The sequence below is a fragment of the Sediminibacillus halophilus genome, from assembly GCF_900103695.1.
Lineage (GTDB): Bacteria > Bacillota > Bacilli > Bacillales > Amphibacillaceae > Sediminibacillus > Sediminibacillus halophilus.
The window spans coordinates 957891-978641 of record NZ_FNHF01000001.1 but is presented as its reverse complement, the minus strand read 5'-3'; the positions used below and the strand labels follow the sequence as shown (position 1 = coordinate 978641).

The following is a 20751-nucleotide window of genomic DNA, read 5'->3' as shown; positions in this document are numbered from 1 at the left end:
TTGTTTTCAGGAGTAAAAAACCTGATAAAAATGCCAGTAGGTGTCTTGTTGCGACCTTATGTCGGAAAGCGGAACATACATCCAGCCCATTTCCTCCAAAAAGGCTTCATATCTTCTAAGCAGCTCCGTCTGCTGCAGAGCCATCTCTACATGCGCATTTCTCACCGCCATATCCTTCATCATCAAAGCAGAAGAGAAATTGTCGCCAGCCATTTGCTTAGCCGTGGAGTGGACCTCCAAGGCAATCCACTGGTCGTTTTCTCCCGCTTCTCCATTTTGCCAGTTTTCATATCCTTTTTCCTCGAATACATATAAAGGCGGTACTTCAATCGGTTCATGAAAAGCAGGATCAATGAAAGCGAGCATGATATGGACATGCCCCTGCATGGCATTGGCCTGCTGACTGATGATCTTCTTCAATTCGGACGACTGGACCATTCGCTGGTAAACGTTCAGTTTATGGATGATTCCCTTGTGCGCAGATAAGTGCTGGGCCATGATTCCCAAATCGGCTGCAGGAAGAATGTGCATAACAGCACCTCCGGTAAGTTGTGTTGGTTTCACTATATGAATGGGCAGGAGATGTGTGCGATTAATATAGATAGATTTTGATTTATATTACAGAATTTTTACAATAATGTTGCAATTATACATCATAATGGTAAAATAAGGTAGTGAATAGAATAATAAACAATTTGTTTATAAATTCCTGATGAAGGAGGGCGGTGTGTGAAAAAATACCTTCCAGTTCTACTGATCACGATATTGGCATTGACGTTAACAGGCATCAAATTATATCCGACGATAGCCGGGGCGTTGGAACCGCAAAAAAAACAGCAGCTATCAAATGATTCAGATGAAATCGCCCAGGAAACGAAGCATAAAAATCCCCTGCTCGAAGATGACTTCCCATTTAAACTCGAGGAACAAGAAAAATATGCGCAAGAAAATCCCGATAAATTTGCTATCGTGGAGAAAATGTATTATGCATGGGACTACATTGACAATGCCGAAGGGTCCTACGAATACGGAAATAACGGCCAAGTGGAAAATCGCGTCACCTTTCATGTCGATTTTGAACAAAAGCAAAACAAAGCCGTCTATGAGACATTGGAGAATGGAAGTGTGGTGGAAATCGAGCACTTTTTATTGCATGACGGACAAATTACCAGAAGACTAGATGAACCACAAATTTATTATCAGGAGCCTGTGAAGAACAATTCGCGACAAGACGATATCAGTGCATTGACCGATGCGCTGGGACAATACTTGGGTTACGTTATTGGCAGTGAAAAGTGGAAGTTTCTTTTCGATAACTATGAAAGCTGGGAATACAAGGAAACGACTGCATTCGACATTCCCGCTTTCAAAATAAAGGGGACACTCACCAAAGATACTTCCGAGATGCTGGCTGGTCCGTTTGAGATGACGGTCGCCAAAGAAACCGGCGTATTGCTCGATTTACACTGCTATGGAGAGGAAGACAAAGATAAATCCGTATATTTTATAAAGGTCGCGGATATTTCCATTAACGACGGGATTGAAAATGCTGAGGAAGTTTTCCAGTTGGATATAGTAGGGAGTGAAAAACTGCCTTTTAAAGAATATATTAAGCAAACATATGGCGCCAAGGCCGGTGGCGTGAAAACAGGATGGGATTAGGATGCGGGTGTTTTGGAGAGGTTATTGGTCCTGGAAACTCTTAGTGGCTGGTTTGTTTTATGCGCTGCTTGTGATCATTGCCTCGATTGCCATGTCCCTATCGGGGCCTTATAATCATTCTTTATTTGACTATATAGCGAATTTGCAAAGCGGTGGAAGCGCAGGTGCGACTGTGCTGCTATATGGTGCACTTCCCATTATTACGCTAGTATTTCCATTGATGATAGACAGGATGGAAACCGTAATGGTCGTCACCAGGCTAAAGCAGCAAAAACAGTTGTTCTCTCAACATGTAATCTTTGCTGTTTGTTTCAACTTTTTGTTGATTTGTTTGATGGCAGCGGCTGGATTGTCAGCTGCATATTTCTTGACCGGCAGTCTGGACAATTTATGGGGAGAGGAATCGGGCGCGATTTATTATTTTCTCGACAATAAAGCGCATTTCCCGTTTTATGCTCCGCACGTGACGGGTTGGAAAGTTTGGTTCTACATATGGAGCAATCGTTTTTTATATTTAATGATGGTCAGCATGTTCGTTTTATGCTTCCAAACAGTGTTCCGTAAAAAAACACTCACGTTTATTGGCATGATGGTTTTGTTCGGAACGCCATTTCCCTATTTACTCGATTTTTCGGTGTTCTTACATCCGATTCATATTGAAATACCGTTATGGCTGTCCTGGCAGGATCAAATGTTTAATCTTGTCTATTTACTGTTTTGGAATGCAGTTGCTTATTTCCTGGCTAGCAAGTTATACACTAAGAAAGAATTTTACTAGAGAAAAAAAGGGGGGGGTTCCATGCTGGAAATGGAATGGAAACGTGTTTCTATACGTCCTGCGTTTTGGCTGGCAATAGTGGCGGGGGTTGTGTTGGCCGTTGTTCCGGCTATACTGACGTGGCCGCAGCATGTGACAGAGGATTACTATTATACGTATCCGAGAAGTGCTTTCATCTCCTGGTTTTACCTTGAAGGAGCAGGCTTGTATTACATATATGCGTTGCTTGTGCCGCTTCTTGCTTCGATTGCTTTTGCAGATTCACACGCTGAGGATGCAAACACAGGTTTTATTAAAAACATCTTGACTAAAGTGGAAAAGAAAAAATATTTTCTCGTTCGTTATGTTTTTAATTTTGTCATAGGCGGAGTGGTGGCAGTATTTCCATTAATCCTCAATTTTCTGCTTGAAATGGCAGCATATCCGTTAATTGAAAACAACTACTATTTCGGGATGAACCTGGTTCAAGATGGTAACTTGCTGCCGGGCTTGTTTTACGAGCGCCCGTTTGCTTATGTACTGGTGGTTGTGCTGCTCATTTTTTTGCTGGGCGGTATGCTGGCCTCTCTTGGCCTGGCGTTTTCATTACTGGTAAAGAACCGGTACATCGTTTTGATACTGCCACTACTGGTTTTTATGGCTTTAGATGTACTGGTTCCTTTTTCGCATAGTATTTCTGCGGTGTTTTTATACAACGGCAGTTGGAATTTCGCCGGCACGACTTACTTGGCAGTCGGTATCTTCGGCTCGTTTATTTGGTGTATTGTCCAGGGGTACAAACATGAAACAATCTAACGTATGGACGATCACCCGCAAAGGTATTGCATCCCTTGGAAGTCGTTGGTTCTATGTGTGTATTTACTTCTTGCTTATCATTCTGGGGCTGATTTTTTCTGTCTTCTATTCCTATGGCTCCAGAGAGGAAGGATTGATAGAAAAAGCAGGGGTTATGGATTTAGTCGTATTTCTTGATCAAATCTCCGGAACCACGAATCATTCCATGCTCACTTTCCTGGCGATCCCGTTGATCGTCAGTATCGTCCACTTGCTAGTGCAGTACCAGGAGAGAAGCAATGTGGTCCTGAAAATCGGTTCAAGGTTCACATTATGGCAAACTCATGCCGCTTTCGCTGTGATTGTTTCGTTCATCTTGACTGTTTGCCTGTTATTTATTTCGTACGTGCTAAGTGGACTGATTGTCGGGTTTGACAATACTTGGATTACCAAGGACAGCATTTTATATGAATTATTAGGTGATAAACAGCTTTTTTCATCCGTCGTGCCTTATGTTTCTACAGGGAGAGTATTGACGGTAGTTTTTGTGACCAAGTTTCTCAGTTTTCTGTTAATCTTTTTTCTAGCGTTGTTTCTTAAACGATTTATCAAAAATATAGCGATTATTTTCATCATCCTGCTAGCTATGTCTGGACTAGATAGAACGGGCATGGTTCCATTTGAATTTTTCACTTTCTTTGCTTCACTATCCCTTGAAGACTGGCTGCATCCTGTACACATCTATTATAAGTGCTTCTATTTATTTGTTCTATCCCTTTTTTTATATTGGATAACCGGGTTGCTTTATGAAAAAAAGGATTTTTTGAAATGAGAAAACGCCTTGTCTTTACGCGGTTGCTCTATCGCGATATAGCCTACAGCTTTTCCTACAGCAAAATAAAGTACGGTATCTTTTTTATTCTTACGGCGTTGTTGGCGGCAGGCAAAGCGCTTCAGCTGCAAGGCATAGACTCTGCCGGCAGTGTCGATGTCCTCTATTTTATGTTGAAGGATGAAGGATACTTTTTGAATCTTGATAATTATCAAGTCCCTGTCGATTGGATTTTCTTTCAAACTGTCGCGCTATTTTTGCTCAGTGACTATTATGTACACGATTTGGGGAGAAACGCGCTCTATGTGACCATCCGCAGTTCTTCCAAAACAACTTTTCTTCTGGCAAAGCTTTTCTGGTTGATTTTGCAGACGACTGGACTGTTTGTGGGGTTGTTTCTGGTTGTTTTCTGTGTGACGGGATTGGTGCTCGGCCACTTTTCTCTGGAAGTTACGCCTTTTTATCAACACCACATCATGCCGATGCTGCAGCTTGATAGATCGCCGTTGCAATTGATGGCACAGTTGCTGATCGGCTACATCGTGACGACGTTGGTTCTGTCGATGATTCAACTGCTGCTCGTACAATTTTTGGATCCGGTCGTTTTGTTTTTAATCGTCGTTCTGTTGCTCGGAATCTCGACGATAGGCGACAGCAGATGGCTGCCTGCTATCCATTCGATGATTTTAAGGCAGGAAATCTTTGATCTAGAGCACGCACTGAGCTGGCAATTTTCCTATCTGTACAGTGCTGCTTTGTTTATCGTTTTATCCATAGCTGCTTTGCTGGTATACAGGCGAAAGGACATTTTATAAAGGGGGAAACAAGATGACTGGCACTGCGTTTTTAGAAGCCAATCACGTTTCAAAACAAATCAAGAAAGAACAGGTATTGGCGGATATTGATTTATCCTTACATAAAGGGAAAATTTATGGCTTCCGCGGTAAAAATGGATCGGGAAAAACGATGCTGTTCCGCCTGCTTTGTGGATTGATACGGGCTAGCAAAGGTTCCGTGAAAGTAGACGGGAAAACGCTTGGGGAGGATATCTCCTTTCCGCCGAGTGTCGGTGTGTTAATCGAATACCCGGGTTTTCTAAATGGATACACAGGTTTTAAAAACCTGAAGCTTCTCGCTGAAATCAACAAAATCGTCGATGATGAAAAGATTAAACAGTCGATTCGGATGGTCGGTCTTGACCCTGATGACAAACGGAAATATCGCAAATATTCGTTGGGGATGAAGCAGCGGCTGGGAATTGCCCAGGCGATCATGGAAGAGCCGGAACTGATTATTTTGGATGAACCGACAAACGCCCTCGATTCTGACGGAGTGGAGGAAATAAAAAAAGTGCTGCTCGATCTCAAAGCAGATGGAAAATGTATTTTGATTGCAAGCCATGATAAGGAGGAGCTGGATTATCTTTCCGACGAGATTTTCATGATGGAAAACGGCAAAATCGTCGATCACTATGCGCTGGAAGGTGATTCCGCGTGAACAGGAAAAGATTTTTGGCATTACTTCTCGTCGTTGCCGTTGTGGCGGCATACTCGGCGCGAGTCTATGCGGTCAACAAAGGGGTGGCGAAAGAATACAGCATTGAATCCTTTGCAGTAGGAGATGAAATTTCCTTAGGGGATGCCGTACTGACAGTGGAAGACGTCCGCTTTGGCGAGGAAACCGAGGAACAGCATGGTCAGGAGTGGATACAGTGCACCGTGACAATGGAGTTGGAGAACACTTCGGAAGAAGCAATTTCAAAGGTGAAAGCCATCGAAACCAAGCTTGCTTACGGTAGGGATGTGTACCAAACGAACCAAGGGGATTTTGACATAAATGCCCTGCTAAACATGGAGCCCGGGAAGCAAGAGAAAATCGAGTTGACTTATGAAGTCAAAGTCGAGGACCGACAGGGGCAAGGCAAGCTTTATATTGTACAGGATTTGTATCCGGAACTGGTTGAGAAAGCGTATAAACAAGGCAAAAGGTATGGGATGGCAGTTGAATTTTAGCATCTTTTCTTAAAGGTGTTTTCGGGCAAGATAGAAATTGCGTAACTTTCTTATGATTTCTTTCATTCCTCGATTGGACGAGTGGTAATCTATCGCTGCGGATAAACACTCCGCTATGAAACACTTCCTGGTAAGTAAAAGGTATAGTTATCTGCTGAATTTATTAGGGCGAAAATCTCCCGCTATGGAACTTTAAAGGAAGACGCAACGGACTTTTACGAACTAATGTCTTCGATGTATGAGCAACCGCGGTCCCAAGGAAGCGAAGAGACTGATAATTTTATATTGGATGATAGTTAGCTGTTTGCACGTTACGTCGAAGTTTCTATCAAAACTATTATGAGAAAGAGATAAAGTTGGCGGACAGAACCTTTCTTAAAAACAGGTATCCACAGGATAGCTGTTTTTCCTTTTCCGTCTGTTTTAGCTCTTTACGGGAGTGGGTACAGCATAAAGGATGAGCTGTACCGAGGAAAGAGGTGGAAATATGGACAGAGCGAAAAAGAAAGCGCCTGGTGCCGTTTTTTACGTCAGCTTTTGCATCATCGTATTGTTCGTCGCATGGGGAGTCTTTTTTCCAGAACAGTTGAGCCAGGCGTCGACTGCCGGTCTGCACTGGATGCGCAATTACTTCAGCTGGTTTTACATGCTGGCTACGACTATTTTTGTATTGACTTGCTTGTATCTTGCCATCGGTCCTTACCGGCATTTGAAGCTGGGCAAGCCTGACAGCAAGCCAACCTACTCATTTTTTACGTGGCTCGGACTTTTGTTCGCGGCAGGGATGGGCGTCGGTCTCGTCTTCTGGGGCGTGGCAGAACCAGTCCTGCATTATGTCGAACCGCCACCGGGCTACGAGGCGGAAACAAATGAAGCGGCAAAAGCCGCATTGACTTACAGTGTGTTCCACTGGGCGCTCCAGCCCTGGGGTGTATTTACGATCATCGGCTTATCGATGGCGTTTTTTAAATTCAGGAGAAATCGGCCCGGATTGATTAGCCATGCCTTTTATCCTTTGCTTGGCGAACGGACGGATGGAGTAGTGGGAAAAGTAATTAACATTTTTGCCACGCTTGCTACCGCAATTGGAGTGGCAACAACCTTTGGACTAAGTGCCATGCAAGTGAGCGGCGGTATCTCCGAAGTCTTCGGAACGCCGAATAGTAAAGTGACCCAGCTAATTATCATTGCAGTTGTCACTGGCTTGTTCATCACTTCGGCGGTTTCAGGAGTAAACAAAGGCATGCGCTACTTAAGCTCAAGCAACATTATCATCGCAGGTGTGCTGATGGTTTTCGTGCTTGTCCTTGGCCCGACAGCATTTTTATTGGAAAGCTTTACGACGGCGGTCGGGCAGTATATCGGTCAATATATCCCGCTGAGCTTATCGTTGTCGCCATATTCCGATGGTTCCTGGAGGGGGCAATGGACGATTTTCTTCTGGGCCTGGGTCATTGCATGGGGACCCTATGTCGGTACGTTTATTGCCCGTATTTCACGAGGCAGGACGATCAGAGAGTTCGTTTTCGGTGTCTTGTTTGTCCCGGCTTTGCTTGGGGCGATATGGTTTTCCATCATGGGCGGCACCGGCTTGCATATGCAGATCAGCGAAGGTATCGACATTGCCTCAAGAGCACAAGAGCATGAGGAAGTGGCATTCTTCATGATGCTTGGCAACCTTCCGCTTGGATTGGTGCTGAATATATTGGGTATTTTGTTGATCACGATTTTCTTCATTACTTCAGCTGATTCTGCAAGTTATGTGTTAAGTGTTTTGTCTTCAAAAGGTACGCTGAATCCTAAGACGCTGACGAAGCTTTCCTGGGGTTTTCTAATTTCGATTACGGCAGCGGTTTTGCTACTAAGCGGAGGATTGGAAGCTCTACGCGCAGTAGCAATCATGACTGCGATGCCGTTCACAGTGATCATACTGGTGATGATCGTATCGTTGATCAAAGGGCTTCGGGAAGAATTCGGCAAGCTTCCGACAAATTGAAGAAAACCGGCAGGCAAGCTGCCGGTTTTTTGCTAGTTTCACGAAAATGCATTTTATGAAAAGCTCTGTTAAAATAGGCTTACTAAACGGACGTTCGTTTGTCTGCTAATTTAACAAGTACGTAATCTATTTAATCAAATGTTTTGTGAGGCTGTTCTGGTATTGAAATTCCCGTTAATCATAGATAAATAGCTTACGCTTTTTTTGCAGTAGCTTCGTATGTTATCATTTGGCTCGAATCGGTTGGGTATTGTCCGTACTTATAGTCAGCTGAAATAATTATGTCTCCAAATCCTATCTTTTCAAGAATCAGTTTAAACTCTTCAACTCCATACCATCGCAATGGAAATTGTTCTAATTCTGTTTGGATTAGCTCGCCATTATTCCATTTTTCGTAGCGGTTATGAGATATTTTGTACTGGTTTAAATAGTTAACCTCGACTACTTTTGATTCCAATGTAATAATATCGCCATTCTTCGTTTTCCAAGTTCTCGTTGATATTTTGTCAGTTGAAAAATCAGTTTCTAGAAAAGTATCTAAAATCAGCCTACCTCCATTAGAGAGGTGGTTATAAAAATTTTTAAGTGCTTTAATAGACTCATCTCTCTTATGTAACAGCAAGAATGTTCCATTCGGGACGATAATAACTTCATATGTAGTGTCTGGTGTAAATGATTCCATCTGTCCTTCAAATAGTCTGGGGCTGAGTCCTCTCTCATCACAGTGATTACGGCATATTTTTATCATTTCTTGCGAAACATCGATGCCATCCACTTTCAACTCCCTTTCTAAGAGCGGGATAAGCATTCGTCCAGTGCCAACTCCCGGTTCAAGGATAGGACCCTCACAAGAGGCTAGTCGATCGCTATAAAATTCAACATCTCCAAATGAATGACCAATATACTTGTCCATATCATATACTTCTGAAGAAAGTTTATGATAATAACCTAACACCGTATCATCTCCTTTATAAATTTATAGTACGCCTTCGTCTGTAACGATTATGCTTTGTAAATGGAATGATCAATGTCTTGGCGTTTTAATTGATAAACTGAGTGTATCATAAATTACCACATTCTGTATCAAGCCCTTTTCACGAATCAATTTTTCCTAGCGACTCTATTAATTAGGGGGTGATGGAATTTCGAATACTGGAAACCCCGCAAGTTGCTTGTTAAGGTATATACTCTCCAATTCTATGATAGCCACGTTTGTTTTGCGATCTGTTATCTTTTACAAAACAGGTCGGATGAACCAGTAATCGTATTAATTGGGGGGTAAATACAGGTAATTTCTAGTGAATTAATTTTTATATGAACGTTTTGGAAATGATTATATGGGTGAAAATAGGTTGGAAAATAACATTGCTTGAACAATTTTGGACCACATGATACATGGTAGTGGAATATATGTTGCTAATATATTCCACTGTTTTGTATCAAATAGTGTTCATTATTGCACAAATTTTATTCGAGTAGCTCTTTTTGCTTAAAGATTTGGATAGAGGAGAGGAGAACGACGATGATAATAGCAATAGTTGTAATAAGAGCGAGCAAGAAGCCAGACTCTAGTTCTCCTGACAACAAGACCTGTCCTGTGTGCTCAGGCATTTTGGCCGGGCTCCACGTCATATTCTTTCCTAGAATCGACGTAACCGACGAAATGGAAAAGATCACTAAAATTGTAACAAAAGCGACACTTGCATTTCCTTTCATTATCGTACTAAAAAAGAGCGTCAATGTAACAACAAAAACTAACCATATGCTGTAGATCACTACACTTTGAAAAATGCGCTCAAAAGCGACTGTTTCAATGAGTAAACTCGTATAATACCAAGAAGCTACATAGCCGATAAACAATGAAATGAGTGTAATTGTAAGTAACCCAGCCCATTTCGATAATATATACGAGGAATAAGGAACTGGTTTAATCATGACCATACCTGCTACTCCACTCTGTCTTTCTGAGGAAACGACACCCATTGCACTCAAAACTAGAATAAGTACACCAAGCATCCCATAATTAGATAGAACTTGCATTAATACTTCTGCCCCAGTTGGAAGAGGCATTTCAAGGATTGTACCTTCTGGAAGATCGCCAAAAGTGTCCAAAATTTCCGGCATATAATACGAACTAACCGGCTGCATGACACCTAGCAAAATAAAGACAATTGGAATCCATAAAATTTTATAATTTCGCACCATTTCCGTCATTTCTTTTCGATAAAGAACAGTCCATTGTGTCATGACTTCACCACCCTCATAAATAAATCTTCTAATGTTGTTTGAGAAATCTCGAACTTACGAACCGGAAGTTTTCGCTCCACGATATCTTTTAATAATGTTTGCTTCCCATTTACCATATCTTTTAATACGATGCTGGTTTTATTACCTTGAATGTTTACTTCAGATACAAAGCTATAACTCGCTATGCTTTTTAGCCAATCGGCAGCCGGTGCTTCAAATTCAATTTGTAAAATAGGTTGTCGATACTCTTCCATTACACTTCTCAGGCTACCTGATATCGCAATTTCCCCGGCATGCATGATCAAAATGCTGTCACTTATTTCTTCTGCATCGTGAAGGACATGAGTGGAGAAGAGAATGGTTGTTTCCTTTTTAATCTCTCTCATCATATCCAACACTTCCCGTCTACCAAGTGGATCGAGTGCTGAAACAGGCTCATCTAAAATAAGTAATTCCGGACGATGAATTAGTGCCTGTGCTAATCCAAGGCGCTGCTTCATTCCACCTGAATACCCCCGTATTTTTCTTTTCTTCGCATTCGCGAGGCCCATTCGTTCAAGTAATTCTTCACTTCTTTTTTCTGCTTCTTTACGATTCAGCTTTGCTAATTGTCCTGCGAAAACAAGAAACTCCTTTCCGCTCATCCAATTATAGAAAGCAGGGTATTGAGGTAAATACCCAATAAACGGCCTTAAATCCTTTGCTTTTTCGCCTTTAAAATCAATACTACCTGAAGTCGGTTCCAACAATCCGGATAGCATTTTTAATGTCGTTGTTTTACCTGCTCCATTTGGTCCAAGTAATGAAACGCACCTGCCTTCTTCAATATGGAAATTGATTCCATTAACAGCATTCGTATTCCCATATCCTTTTACTAAATCGCTTGCCTTTAATAACTCCATTAATTATTTCTCCTTCCAAAAACGAAATAAAGCACTGGTCCTATTAAGCTGATAAAGAGAATAAAAAGGATCCACAACCATTTTGGTCCGTTCGTTTTTTCTTCTCTGATACAAGAAACTAATGCGGTAATCATAAGAATTAATTGTAAGACAAGAATTGGCGCAATCGCTCCCCAAGGGATTTCATTTAACGGTACATTCATTTTTTTCTCCTCCAAATTGCTTATTTACCCGTAATACGATTACATTCATTTAATCGTTCACTCACGAAAAAAATCTCAGGAGTTTGATCCTGAGACCTTTCTTTTAAATATTTTTCTTGCAAAAATAAGATAAATAATAAGATATGTTGGAAATTGAATAAGGCCCAAAAAGCCCCATAGCCAAGCATTGTGTCCCCTCTTACGCGCATCCCAAAACATCCATGAGCCCTGGCAAATCAGAATGAATGCAGTCACGACCAATAACCAAAGCGGTATGCTACTTAGTTTGTTTGAATTCATACATTACTGACCTTCTTTCTAGGTTTGTTAAGAGCCAAGGGCAGCAAGATAATCCCCACAAGCTGAAAATAAAGAAAATTAATTGGCTGACGATAAACGACAGCAATCACAACTGAAAGCATAAATACTGCAACAGAGATAAATGTTAGGAGGTCTTTCCATTGTTTTTTTCGTATTCTTTTTTTCTCTAATTCAGCATTTTCTTGAAACCATTGTAAGTTTGGAGTAGATACTGGATTCCATTGATCCAGTTTTTCTAAACCATCTATTAATTGCTTAACCGTCAATTCATCTTCATCATCCAACATAGAATTACTATTTTTAGAATCATACTCATTCAAGTTCAGCCAACTCCTTTCGTACACTTTTTAGACCATTTGAAACCCGAGATTTTACTGTTCCTTCTGCAATACCCATCATTTTTCCAATTTCCTCATATGAATATCCATAATAATGCTTTAACACGATTGGCATACGTATTTCTTCATTCATTTGGGCAAGTACATCAAGTACATCTGCCCATTCTTCGTTCATATTGGCTGCATTCCATTTCATTTTTCGGAGCGCCTGTTCCTGCTCTAGCCAGTTTTTCTCCCGCTTCTTTCTACGCTGTTGATCGATGAAAAGGTTCGTTGCGATTGTGATGAGCCATGAGGAAAACTTGGATTCACCATTATACAGTTGGATTTTTTCAATACACTTCATGATCGTCTCTTGTGTTAAATCTTCTGCGATTTGTGGATGAAGGGTAACTTTCATTAAATACTTTATGAGGAACGAATAATTCTGTTGTAGCAGTTTCGAAAGCGCTATTGTATCTCCGTTTTTCGCCTTTCGAATTAAATCCTTTTCATCCATAAAATCTACTCCATATAATATAATCTTTATGTAATACGACTAACTGGGAAAATCGTTCATTTTAAAAAATACAAGAACCACAACAAAAACGTTTAGCCACCTAATAGTATTTATTAAGTTTACTTGTAAGTTAACTATTTGACCAAAAAACCAACAATATTGTTGCTCATTCAACGAGTTCATAATACTTGTTTCATCGTTAATTCCCATAAACCCATTTATCAACTGTTAATAATGAACGGAGCTTAAAATAACGTACAGGCTGACAGACGTTTTAGAGAGATAAAATCAACAGGGATACCACTCATAACTGCTTATACACACTTTCGCGGTACGGCTGGAAGCCCTGGTGATGATAAAAAGTCTTGGCTGATTCATTGGCGGTCCAATAGTCCAATTCAACACGGTTGATTCTTTCAGATGCGGCTCGATAGAAAATTTCTTCCATTAACCTGGAACCAAATCCTTTACCTTGATAAGCGTTTTCTATGCTTATTTGATGGACATAAATGGATTGGTGTGTTTCCAGATAGGCAATGCCAGGATAGGTTCTTTTTTCAAACCAGGCAAAGCCGGCGGGCTGTTGGTCCTCTTCAACGAGTAAAAAGGTAAATTCCGGTTTATCGACGATGCTTTCAAAGAAATCAAGCGCTTTTTCGGCATTGTATTCAGCGAAAATATCGGGATAAAGCTGTCTGTGAAGCTGGTGTACGGTTTCGTTCAGTTTTGCGATGGTTTGGCAGTCGCGGGTTTCATGGATTTTCACGTTTTATTCCCCCTATTAACGGTTTCCTTGTATTATAGCTTATAATGGACAAGAGTAGGGTGGAATTGTAGCGCTAATACTAGAAATGAATAAAGACGAAAGAAAGGATTTTTTATAAATGCCACAAGGAATTAAAACGTTATTTTCAGAGCCCCGACCGTATTTGCGTTCAGCGTGGGAAAAGGCCGGTTTTACAGAGCCGACAGCAATCCAGAAAAAAGCAATTCCGGAGATAGTTCAAGGAAAAGATGTGATTGCGGAATCACCGACCGGAAGCGGAAAAACGCTTGCTTACATATTGCCGCTTTTACAAAAAATAGATCCAGAAAAAAAGCATGTCCAGACAGTGATTCTTGCATCCTCTCATGAATTGGTCATGCAAATCCATCAGGAAGTCCAAACCTGGGCTGCCGGAAGCGGAATTGGCAGTGCATCGCTTATCGGCGGAGCGAACATCAAACGCCAGCTGGAAAAGCTGAAAAAACGCCCGCAAATTATAGCCGGTACACCGGGAAGAGTGCAGGAACTAATCAATAAAAAGAAGTTGAAGATGCATGAAGTGAGAACGATCGTATTGGATGAAGCGGATCAATTAGTGGTTACCGAGCATGAGAAAACAATCCAGTCCATCATCAAAAGCACCTTGATCGAGCGGCAGCTGCTGGTGTTTTCTGCTACCATTTCCAAAGCAGTGGAGGAGGCCGCCTTGTACATGATGGAAGAACCATCCATTATTCGTGTTGGCAGAGAAGAAACGGATACCCCTCCTGTCGAGCACGGCTATTTAGTAGTAGAGGCACGAGAAAAGCTGGAAGTCCTGCGCAAACTGATTCGTCGTAAGGACCATATAAAAGCGTTGGCCTTCGGGAATGATATCGGCAGTCTCACTGTCCTTGCTGAAAAGCTGGAATACAAGGGAATCAACGCTGGTATCCTGCATGGGGATTCCAAGAAACAGGAGCGAGAGCGGACAATCAAGGCTTTCCGTTCCGGTGAATTGGATCTTCTCTTGGCGACAGACGTAGCTGGAAGAGGGCTGGATATCAAGGATATTACCGATATCATCAACATCGATCTGCCTGGAGAGGCAGACCAATATATCCACCGCGCGGGAAGAACCGGACGGCTTGGAACTACTGGAGGAGAAGTCCTTTCCCTTATAACAGAACAAGAGGAAAAGAAACTCAAAAGATATAGCAGCCAACTAAACATCCCGATAACCAGAAAAAAACTCTACAAAGGCACCTTGCGATCTTATTAGAGGGGAACAAGAAGAGGGGTCAGTCCCTCGACGCGTTCTGAACCAAAAAATGACCGGTGGAGGGACTGACCCCAAAAGGCGTATTAAAGTGATAATGAGAAGCAGAAACCTTGCGTTGACGAGGTTTCTAGCGGTTTGGGGTCTGACCCCAAACCGCTTTCTACTGCGAAATAACCAGAAAAAGGGACAGTCCCCGAAGCGCTCTTAAAAGCAAAAAACAGCTTTTTTAAACGGTTTCGGGGACTGTCCCCCTCCATTTTTTTGGAACTTTTTGGCTGACTTATTCGTATATGTAGTAATGAGGGAAAAGGCAGGTGTTTTGTATGAAGGCTATATATTTTGGGTGTATCGGGATTGTAGTGGCACTAATTACAGCTTTTTTTACAGTCGATTTTACGTATCTTTATAAGATTACGGGAGCGGCTGCATTGCTTTGTGTGGCTCTTGCCGGTTTGACATCCGGGGCTTTTGTCAGCGGTCAGCAATATGGAAGGAATATTCATTCGGAAACAAAACAGACAAGACAAGAAAGGTATGGCATGATGTTGTTTTCGTTAAAAGCTGCCGTTCCCAATATCTGTTCAGCTATCCTATTTTATTTATTGATTGCATGATAAAGTTTGAATCCTAACATAAGGAGGGATTTAATATGACGATGTTTGGCTGGATTTTCTGGGGAGCAATTGCGGTGATAGTAGTCATTGCCATCATCTTAAAGCTCAAATTTAACATGAAGTCGCCTGATTCTAGTAAATCGACTGCTCAAATGCAGGCGGAGGAACGGGCGAGAAGCCAATTCGACAAGCTGCCGCCCGGTGGTGGTTTCGGTGGCTAATTTTTTTCTGTATTCTCAGGATAATCACAGTATTCGATGATGGTACCTTCTGTATCAGCTGGATTCAAATAAACCAAGCGGCGGCCGTGCTTGTTGACACGAAAACTGTCAGGCAAGGTGCGGATTCCTGCTGTTTTTAAATCCTCCAAGGCTTTTTCCAAGTCATGGACATGGTAGGCTATGTGGTGGACTCCCTTGCCTTTTTGCCTGATGAAACGGGCAATGGGGGAGGTATCGTTATTCGTCGGCTTTAGCAGCTCCGTCCGGCTTCCATTCACTTCCATAATGGCAATTTCGCTCTCGACCCCTTTTGTTTCACTTCGATAGCGGTCGATGAGTTTTCCGCCCAGGACGTTTTGATAAAAAGCAATGCTTGCTTTTAAATCACGGACTGCAATTCCAACGTGATCGAGTTCGTATGGCATAAAAATTCTCCTTTCATCAATCGGTTGAGCTCATTTTACCATATTGTCTGAAAAGCTATAAAATCTTAAAAAGGCGGGTGATTAATATACAACACTTATTTCTATTCGGCGGGAGTCCGCCATTTACACCAGAGTTGGGAAAAGTTTTTGCTGAAACCGCCAGCCAAGGATCTGAAAAAGTTGCGATTTTATTCCTGGAAAGAGAGGGCTGGCAGGAGTATATGTCGAAGTATACTTCGGTATTGATGCAGCATGGCCTCAAGGACTTTTATTACATTCCGCTCCGAGCTGAGAGTTCTGCGCAGGCGTTGGAAAAGTTGGCTGCGTGTAGTGGTATCATCATCGGTGGAGGCGATACCGTGCGCTACCACGACTACATAGTAGATACGCCAATTGGTGAACGGATAAGGGAACGTTACCGGTCAGGAGTGCCGGTCGCTGGATTTTCTGCAGGGGCATTGATCAGTCCGGAGCACTGTGTCATACCTCCTGTCGATAATCAGGAAGGAAAACATTTATTTCTTCCTGGTTTGAAGTTAATTGAAGATATCGTCATCAGTGCCCATTTTACGAAGTGGCAAGAAGAAGCAAACCTGCAAAAAGCACTGCGGAAAACGGCCGTTCCCACGGGTTATGGCATAGATGATGCTGCTGGGTGTTATTTTAAGAATCAGTCATTGGTTCTAACAGAGGGAAATATCAGAGTAATGAAAGGTTAAAGGGGGAGTAAAATGGTTCAATTGGCTGACGACTATAAAAAACGTTCGATTCGCTTCTTAGAAATTTGGCAAAAGCAAGGTTGGCGGATGAAGGTTTACGGTATTTCCTATCAGGGGGTACATCCTAGGAAAGAACTTGTCGAAACAGCCAGAACATTAGCATTGCAGACCGTGCCTTTTCCAGCTGTCAAACAGGACCGCTATGGTGTAGGTTTTATCGGTGTACACGACGGAAAGGATTCGGATTTTATTTTCATCGACTGGTGGTCCAATGAAAATGAACTCAACCATCATGTGTATATCTCGAAACATGGAGAAAAACCGCAGTTTGAGTATTGTACCCCTAAAGGGCTGATAGCCTGCACTTGGGATCTCAAGGTGCTGAACTTTGAACGGGACTGCTGGGTGATGGCGGTGTTAAACAACCCAGCCGGCACTCCGGATATAGATCAGTATTTACAGTATCACATGAACGTGGACTTTTAAACTAAGAGAAAGATGCTTTTCCGTAGTTTGGAAGTAGCATAAAATATGCGAAAAAAATCGTAGAAAAAGGGTCCTCGAATTATATGAAGACCCTTTAAATTTTCTAATCTTTTAAAACAGAAATGGCGTTTGAAAGCTTCTGGGCAAATATTTCCGGTTTTTCAACAGATTGAACGTGGAGGTACTTAATGTTTGGCTCGGCGAACAACCAATGATTGTGCAAGGCTGTTATCGTAAGATCATTTTTACCGAGGGTCCTGGTGAATTCGGGTATTTCTTCCGGGAGTACTACGATTTCAGCGTGGTTCAAAGCAGTACCGTCTTCTTCAAGTGATTCAAAATGAATTTCCATCGACAATTCGCTTTTGAAGGGCCGCCCTTGGACCGTAACGTCCAAGTCCCGTTCTTTTTCTGCTTCACACATTCCGTCCTCGACTTCGGCCTCCACACCGAGGATGTCACCGAACGTTTTCGCTATTTCCTGGATATCTGGCATACAAGTCATCTCCTTTAAATTATCTATGTAAATCTATTTCCCTATGAAGCAAAACGTACACCCTAGATTCAGAAAAAATGAAATCTTACTAGTCTGTGAAAAGAAAAGAGGGGAAGCCGCTTGATAACCATAATAAAAGCCCGTCCGGAACATGCTGCTGGAATTGCCAGTGTATGTACGGAAGCCAATTGGGCTACATACAGGGAATTGCGAAGTGCGGCATATATTGAAAAAGTCATTGAAGAATTTTATAAGGAGTCACGTATTCAGAAGGAAATCGAACAAACCGACAGATACTGGGGCGGCTGGTTTGTAGCGCTGGAAGAGGGAAACGTAGTCGGAGCAGCGGGCGGGGGAATGACAGAAGAAAAGGAAGGCGAGATATATGTGCTTTATCTAGATCCGGTTCGCCGGAATGAAGGGATAGGAACCATGTTGCTTGAGGCAGTCACAGAACAGCAAAAAAGGCTGGGAGCAATCAAGCAATGGGTGTCCGTAGCGGAAGGAAACCAAAAGGCGATTCCGTTTTACGAGGCTCGAGGGTTTCAATTACATTGCAAACAGGTGGACTATGGAAGTTTCCAAGACGAGCGTTACCAGTCAGTCCGCTACGTGCGCTTGTTATGAGGTAAGACAAGAATAGAGAGGGGGGGATTTCGATGGAGGATACCTTGATCGCCGTAGTACTGTTTCTAATTATCGCAATAAGCATTGCCATAAAATTCAGAAAGGCAATCTGGTTCAAAGTGGTTCATTCTGCGTTTTCATTAGAAGAATACAGCAGGATCGCTTCCCGGCTTGAGCAAAACGGAATTCCTTTCAACGTAACGTCCCACCAGAAAAACCATGTACCAATCGGGACGGTTCAACCGATCAGAACAGGAGAAACCTTTACCCAGTATGACTTTTTGGTGAAAAAAAGATATGCAGCCCAGGCTCGGCACGTTTTGCAAAACGTGAGGAGTTAATTTTTTTGTTGTGGAAAGGAAGAGACATTGACGTCATTCGCCCAAGCGCGATTGGTACAGGGATACTTTTCCGCGATGGATATCCTTGTTCCGGGTCTAAGAATAGTTTGGGTGATCTGTATGGGGAAGGAATACCGCAAAAGGGAAACGCAGCATGAAAAAAACCAAGCTCTCCACTTAGAGCTTGGTTTTTGGTTTACCATTTAATTTCGACCGGAAGGACCTTTTCGATTGCTTGTTGATAGCTGTTTGTTTCTTCTGGCTTCAGCCAGATGTGGATGGTACCCTTATCGTTACTAGACCTGATCAACCTACCGACCCCTTGCCGAAGCCGGAGAAGCATATAAGGCTTATCCACCGATTCAATCGGATTAGCAGCATGCTTGCGTTTGGCCTGGAAAACAGGATCATGCGGCGGGAATGGAAGGGATGCGATGATTACCTGTGTCAAAGCATTTCCTGGCACATCCAACCCTTCCCATAAATGGTAGGAACAGAGCACCGAGGACGTATCCAATTGAAACTTACGGACTGTTTCACTGATTTCCCGATCTCCTTCATAAAGCATACGGAAGGACCAGTCTTGCTTGTCCGCCCAGGAACGGAACAAATCCATCTCCTGTTTGGAGGAGAAGAGCAGCAGGGAACGACCTTCATTTTCCTGTAACTGTTTCCTGATTCGGCTCCACTTGTCTTCCTTGTCGACGTTCCCGTATATAGCCATTTGTCTCTCATAATCAAATGGAGAGGAGACAGAAAAAGAATCATAGGATTCGATCCCCAAACTACCCGCCAAGTGGGAGAAATCTCCTCCTTGTGATAAGGTGGCCGACGAGAATATGAACGGGATGTTTTGTGAAAATACTTCTTTTTTTAGAACATCTTCTACTAAACGCGGCATGATGACCAGCGTGGTATCTGTTCCGGCCTCTTCCAGCCAATAAATTCCTTCATCGTCTTTTAACAAAATCGATAGTCCATAGGAGAAAAATTCCAGATACTCTTCAATGATGCGGATGTGATAGGGATCGATGGTAAACAACTCCGAATCGAACACTAGTTGTTCCAACACTTGTTGTACCTTTTCATTCAACGTATATGCCATTCGCAGCAGGTTATCCGTGAGCGTGACTTCCTTACGAGAGGATCCTTCCACTATCGTTGATTTTTCGGATAAAAGGCCAAACCAATCTTCATGAAGGGTAAGAATGTCTTCAATCAAATAAAGGGTTTCTTCCCGTACATCCTGACTCATGTAACCTGTCAACACCTTGGTAAGGGTGTCAGCATGGAAGCGGTACGTCAATCCTTTTTGTGCAGCAAACTCCAACAGATGTCCCTCATCAAAAACGACACAACTGGCTTCCGGCAGCAATGGCATTTGACCTTCCCGTTTCCTCGATTCTTTCGTCCAGACATGCTCCATGTAAAAATCGTGGGAACAAATAATCAAATCAGTGGCATGGCGGTAGTACTCCCTGTTCAGTGTCTGGCCGCTCCGGTGGCGCCATTCGCAAGTAGAGCATTGTTGTAAGGGGTCCCAGGCGATTTTCTCCCATGTTTGATTGGAGACCCACGGATATTCTTTCCGATCGCCATAGCGCTCGAATGCCTTCATGGATGCCCCCTGGTCAAAAACAAAGTCAGGTATTTGATCGTGGACAGCCAATACGTTTTCATCATCGGTCCGATTCGCCAGGGCGTCCAGTTTTCGCACACAGACGTATTGCTCCCTGGCTTTGGCTAGACGTACATCAATGCTCAGGCCGAGTGCTTCCTCCAGTTTTTCGATATCGCCGCCCTTTTTGACCAACTGTTCGATCAATGTTTCATCCGCACAGGAAATGATAGCTGGTTTACGTTGATGGCGGGCATAACAAATGGCATAAAGCAGGTAAACAAATGTTTTTCCCGTACCGACGCCTGCTTCTGCGAATATGGCTCGCTTGTTTTTAAAAGCTTGTTCCAATTGAAAGGCCATGTAAATTTGTTCATCTCTTAATTCGTAACCTTGTTCCGGTAACATATCGTAAAAAACGTCGCCTACATAGTCGCCGAGACGATCGTAAAAATTTTCCGTCTTGTCAACGGTAAATGGAAGTGAACTTGTTTTAGACATAACATTCTCCTCAAATACATGATCAGTCGCTAAACTTTAATGATACCATAAAATATGATGTCTTACCGGGAGAATACTTGGAAAGGAGAATTTTTTCCTTTTTTAGGAGAAG

Annotated in this window: 26 protein-coding genes; 15 read left to right on the top strand and 11 right to left on the bottom strand. The window is 42.5% G+C overall.

All coding sequences use genetic code 11. The annotated features are described in order from the left end of the window. Nucleotides 1-6: 6 nt before the first annotated feature. Nucleotides 7-531 (bottom strand): hypothetical protein, encoded by a 525-nt coding sequence (locus BLR82_RS05015; protein WP_074597870.1) that lies wholly within the window; start codon nt 529-531, stop codon nt 7-9. A gap of 198 nt (nt 532-729) precedes the next feature. On the opposite strand from BLR82_RS05015, the gene BLR82_RS05010 reads away from it, so the two are divergent. The 8 genes from BLR82_RS05010 to BLR82_RS04975 all read left to right on the top strand — a co-directional run bounded on the left by BLR82_RS05010 (nt 730) and on the right by BLR82_RS04975 (nt 8054). Continuing rightward, on the top strand, nt 730-1662 hold the full coding sequence (locus BLR82_RS05010; protein WP_074597869.1) for a hypothetical protein: 933 nt from the start codon (nt 730-732) through the stop codon (nt 1660-1662). A 1-nt stretch (nt 1663) separates the two neighbouring features. Beyond that, on the top strand, nt 1664-2440 hold the full coding sequence (locus tag BLR82_RS05005) for a hypothetical protein (protein ID WP_074597868.1): 777 nt from the start codon (nt 1664-1666) through the stop codon (nt 2438-2440). Nucleotides 2441-2461: 21 nt separating this feature from the next. After that, on the top strand, nt 2462-3235 hold the full coding sequence (locus BLR82_RS05000; protein WP_074597867.1) for a hypothetical protein: 774 nt from the start codon (nt 2462-2464) through the stop codon (nt 3233-3235). Beyond that, nucleotides 3222-4046 carry a hypothetical protein gene (locus tag BLR82_RS04995; RefSeq protein ID WP_074597866.1) on the top strand — a complete coding sequence of 275 codons (825 nt, stop codon included), beginning with the start codon at nt 3222-3224 and terminating at the stop codon, nt 4044-4046. Before BLR82_RS05000 ends, BLR82_RS04995 begins: the two co-directional genes overlap by 14 nt. Further along, nucleotides 4043-4861 carry a hypothetical protein gene (locus BLR82_RS04990; protein ID WP_074597865.1) on the top strand — a complete coding sequence of 273 codons (819 nt, stop codon included), beginning with the start codon at nt 4043-4045 and terminating at the stop codon, nt 4859-4861. Before BLR82_RS04995 ends, BLR82_RS04990 begins: the two co-directional genes overlap by 4 nt. A 13-nt stretch (nt 4862-4874) precedes the next feature. Continuing rightward, a complete protein-coding gene (locus BLR82_RS04985) occupies nt 4875-5543 on the top strand; it encodes an ATP-binding cassette domain-containing protein (protein WP_026771585.1) in 669 nt (222 codons plus the stop codon). Then, nucleotides 5540-6058: a hypothetical protein gene (locus BLR82_RS04980; protein ID WP_074597864.1), complete on the top strand. Its 519-nt coding sequence runs from the start codon at nt 5540-5542 to the stop codon at nt 6056-6058. The genes BLR82_RS04985 and BLR82_RS04980 overlap by 4 nt, the downstream gene beginning before the upstream one ends. A gap of 487 nt (nt 6059-6545) precedes the next feature. Further along, on the top strand, nt 6546-8054 hold the full coding sequence (locus tag BLR82_RS04975; protein ID WP_074597863.1) for a BCCT family transporter: 1509 nt from the start codon (nt 6546-6548) through the stop codon (nt 8052-8054). Nucleotides 8055-8247: 193 nt separating this feature from the next. Here the strand turns inward: BLR82_RS04975 and BLR82_RS04970 are convergent, their stop codons facing one another. The 7 genes from BLR82_RS04970 to BLR82_RS04935 form a co-directional block, all read right to left on the bottom strand. Continuing rightward, on the bottom strand, nt 8248-9009 hold the full coding sequence (locus BLR82_RS04970; protein ID WP_074597862.1) for a class I SAM-dependent methyltransferase: 762 nt from the start codon (nt 9007-9009) through the stop codon (nt 8248-8250). Nucleotides 9010-9521: 512 nt separating this feature from the next. Next, entirely contained in the window at nt 9522-10301 is a 780-nt protein-coding gene (locus BLR82_RS04965; RefSeq protein WP_074597861.1) for an ABC transporter permease, read from the bottom strand. Then, the gene (locus BLR82_RS04960; RefSeq protein ID WP_074597860.1) at nt 10298-11203 is read right to left on the bottom strand and encodes an ABC transporter ATP-binding protein; all 906 of its coding nucleotides are present in this window, start codon (nt 11201-11203) and stop codon (nt 10298-10300) included. The genes BLR82_RS04965 and BLR82_RS04960 overlap by 4 nt, the downstream gene beginning before the upstream one ends. Beyond that, entirely contained in the window at nt 11203-11406 is a 204-nt protein-coding gene (locus BLR82_RS04955) for a PLD nuclease N-terminal domain-containing protein (RefSeq protein WP_074597859.1), read from the bottom strand. Before BLR82_RS04955 ends, BLR82_RS04960 begins: the two co-directional genes overlap by 1 nt. 296 nt (nt 11407-11702) lie before the next feature. Beyond that, on the bottom strand, nt 11703-12047 hold the full coding sequence (locus BLR82_RS04945) for a YxlC family protein (protein WP_074597857.1): 345 nt from the start codon (nt 12045-12047) through the stop codon (nt 11703-11705). Beyond that, on the bottom strand, nt 12040-12564 hold the full coding sequence (gene sigY, locus BLR82_RS04940) for an RNA polymerase sigma factor SigY (RefSeq protein WP_074597856.1): 525 nt from the start codon (nt 12562-12564) through the stop codon (nt 12040-12042). The genes BLR82_RS04945 and sigY overlap by 8 nt, the downstream gene beginning before the upstream one ends. 304 nt (nt 12565-12868) lie before the next feature. Further along, nucleotides 12869-13330 carry a GNAT family N-acetyltransferase gene (locus tag BLR82_RS04935; protein WP_074597855.1) on the bottom strand — a complete coding sequence of 154 codons (462 nt, stop codon included), beginning with the start codon at nt 13328-13330 and terminating at the stop codon, nt 12869-12871. 118 nt (nt 13331-13448) lie between these two features. On the opposite strand from BLR82_RS04935, the gene BLR82_RS04930 reads away from it, so the two are divergent. From BLR82_RS04930 to BLR82_RS04920, 3 genes are all read left to right on the top strand, one after another. Further along, nucleotides 13449-14591 (top strand): DEAD/DEAH box helicase, encoded by a 1143-nt coding sequence (locus BLR82_RS04930; RefSeq protein WP_074597854.1) that lies wholly within the window; start codon nt 13449-13451, stop codon nt 14589-14591. Between the two features lie 323 nt (nt 14592-14914). Next, nucleotides 14915-15205: a DUF5316 family protein gene (locus tag BLR82_RS04925; protein WP_074597853.1), complete on the top strand. Its 291-nt coding sequence runs from the start codon at nt 14915-14917 to the stop codon at nt 15203-15205. A gap of 35 nt (nt 15206-15240) precedes the next feature. After that, nucleotides 15241-15426, top strand: coding sequence for a hypothetical protein (locus BLR82_RS04920; protein ID WP_074597852.1), 186 nt, complete (start codon nt 15241-15243; stop codon nt 15424-15426). Here the strand turns inward: BLR82_RS04920 and BLR82_RS04915 are convergent. Continuing rightward, on the bottom strand, nt 15423-15851 hold the full coding sequence (locus tag BLR82_RS04915) for a VOC family protein (RefSeq protein ID WP_074597851.1): 429 nt from the start codon (nt 15849-15851) through the stop codon (nt 15423-15425). The two genes, BLR82_RS04920 and BLR82_RS04915, sit on opposite strands and share 4 nt — an antisense overlap. A 77-nt stretch (nt 15852-15928) precedes the next feature. On the opposite strand from BLR82_RS04915, the gene BLR82_RS04910 reads away from it, so the two are divergent. Both BLR82_RS04910 and BLR82_RS21240 read left to right on the top strand, forming a co-directional pair. Continuing rightward, on the top strand, nt 15929-16570 hold the full coding sequence (locus BLR82_RS04910) for a Type 1 glutamine amidotransferase-like domain-containing protein (protein WP_245693643.1): 642 nt from the start codon (nt 15929-15931) through the stop codon (nt 16568-16570). Nucleotides 16571-16582: 12 nt separating this feature from the next. After that, on the top strand, nt 16583-17056 hold the full coding sequence (locus BLR82_RS21240) for an isochorismatase (protein WP_074597850.1): 474 nt from the start codon (nt 16583-16585) through the stop codon (nt 17054-17056). Between the two features lie 103 nt (nt 17057-17159). On the opposite strand, the gene BLR82_RS04900 is transcribed toward BLR82_RS21240, so the two are convergent. Then, nucleotides 17160-17552: a DUF1259 domain-containing protein gene (locus BLR82_RS04900; RefSeq protein ID WP_074597849.1), complete on the bottom strand. Its 393-nt coding sequence runs from the start codon at nt 17550-17552 to the stop codon at nt 17160-17162. A gap of 120 nt (nt 17553-17672) precedes the next feature. Here BLR82_RS04900 and BLR82_RS04895 point away from each other — a divergent pair, with 120 nt between their 5' ends. Next, nucleotides 17673-18179 (top strand): GNAT family N-acetyltransferase, encoded by a 507-nt coding sequence (locus BLR82_RS04895; RefSeq protein WP_074597848.1) that lies wholly within the window; start codon nt 17673-17675, stop codon nt 18177-18179. Between the two features lie 32 nt (nt 18180-18211). Next, nucleotides 18212-18520, top strand: coding sequence for a hypothetical protein (locus BLR82_RS04890; protein WP_074597847.1), 309 nt, complete (start codon nt 18212-18214; stop codon nt 18518-18520). A 196-nt stretch (nt 18521-18716) separates the two neighbouring features. Here BLR82_RS04890 and BLR82_RS04880 read toward each other — a convergent pair whose 3' ends face one another. After that, nucleotides 18717-20639: an ATP-dependent DNA helicase gene (locus tag BLR82_RS04880; RefSeq protein ID WP_074597845.1), complete on the bottom strand. Its 1923-nt coding sequence runs from the start codon at nt 20637-20639 to the stop codon at nt 18717-18719. Nucleotides 20640-20751 lie beyond the last annotated feature (112 nt).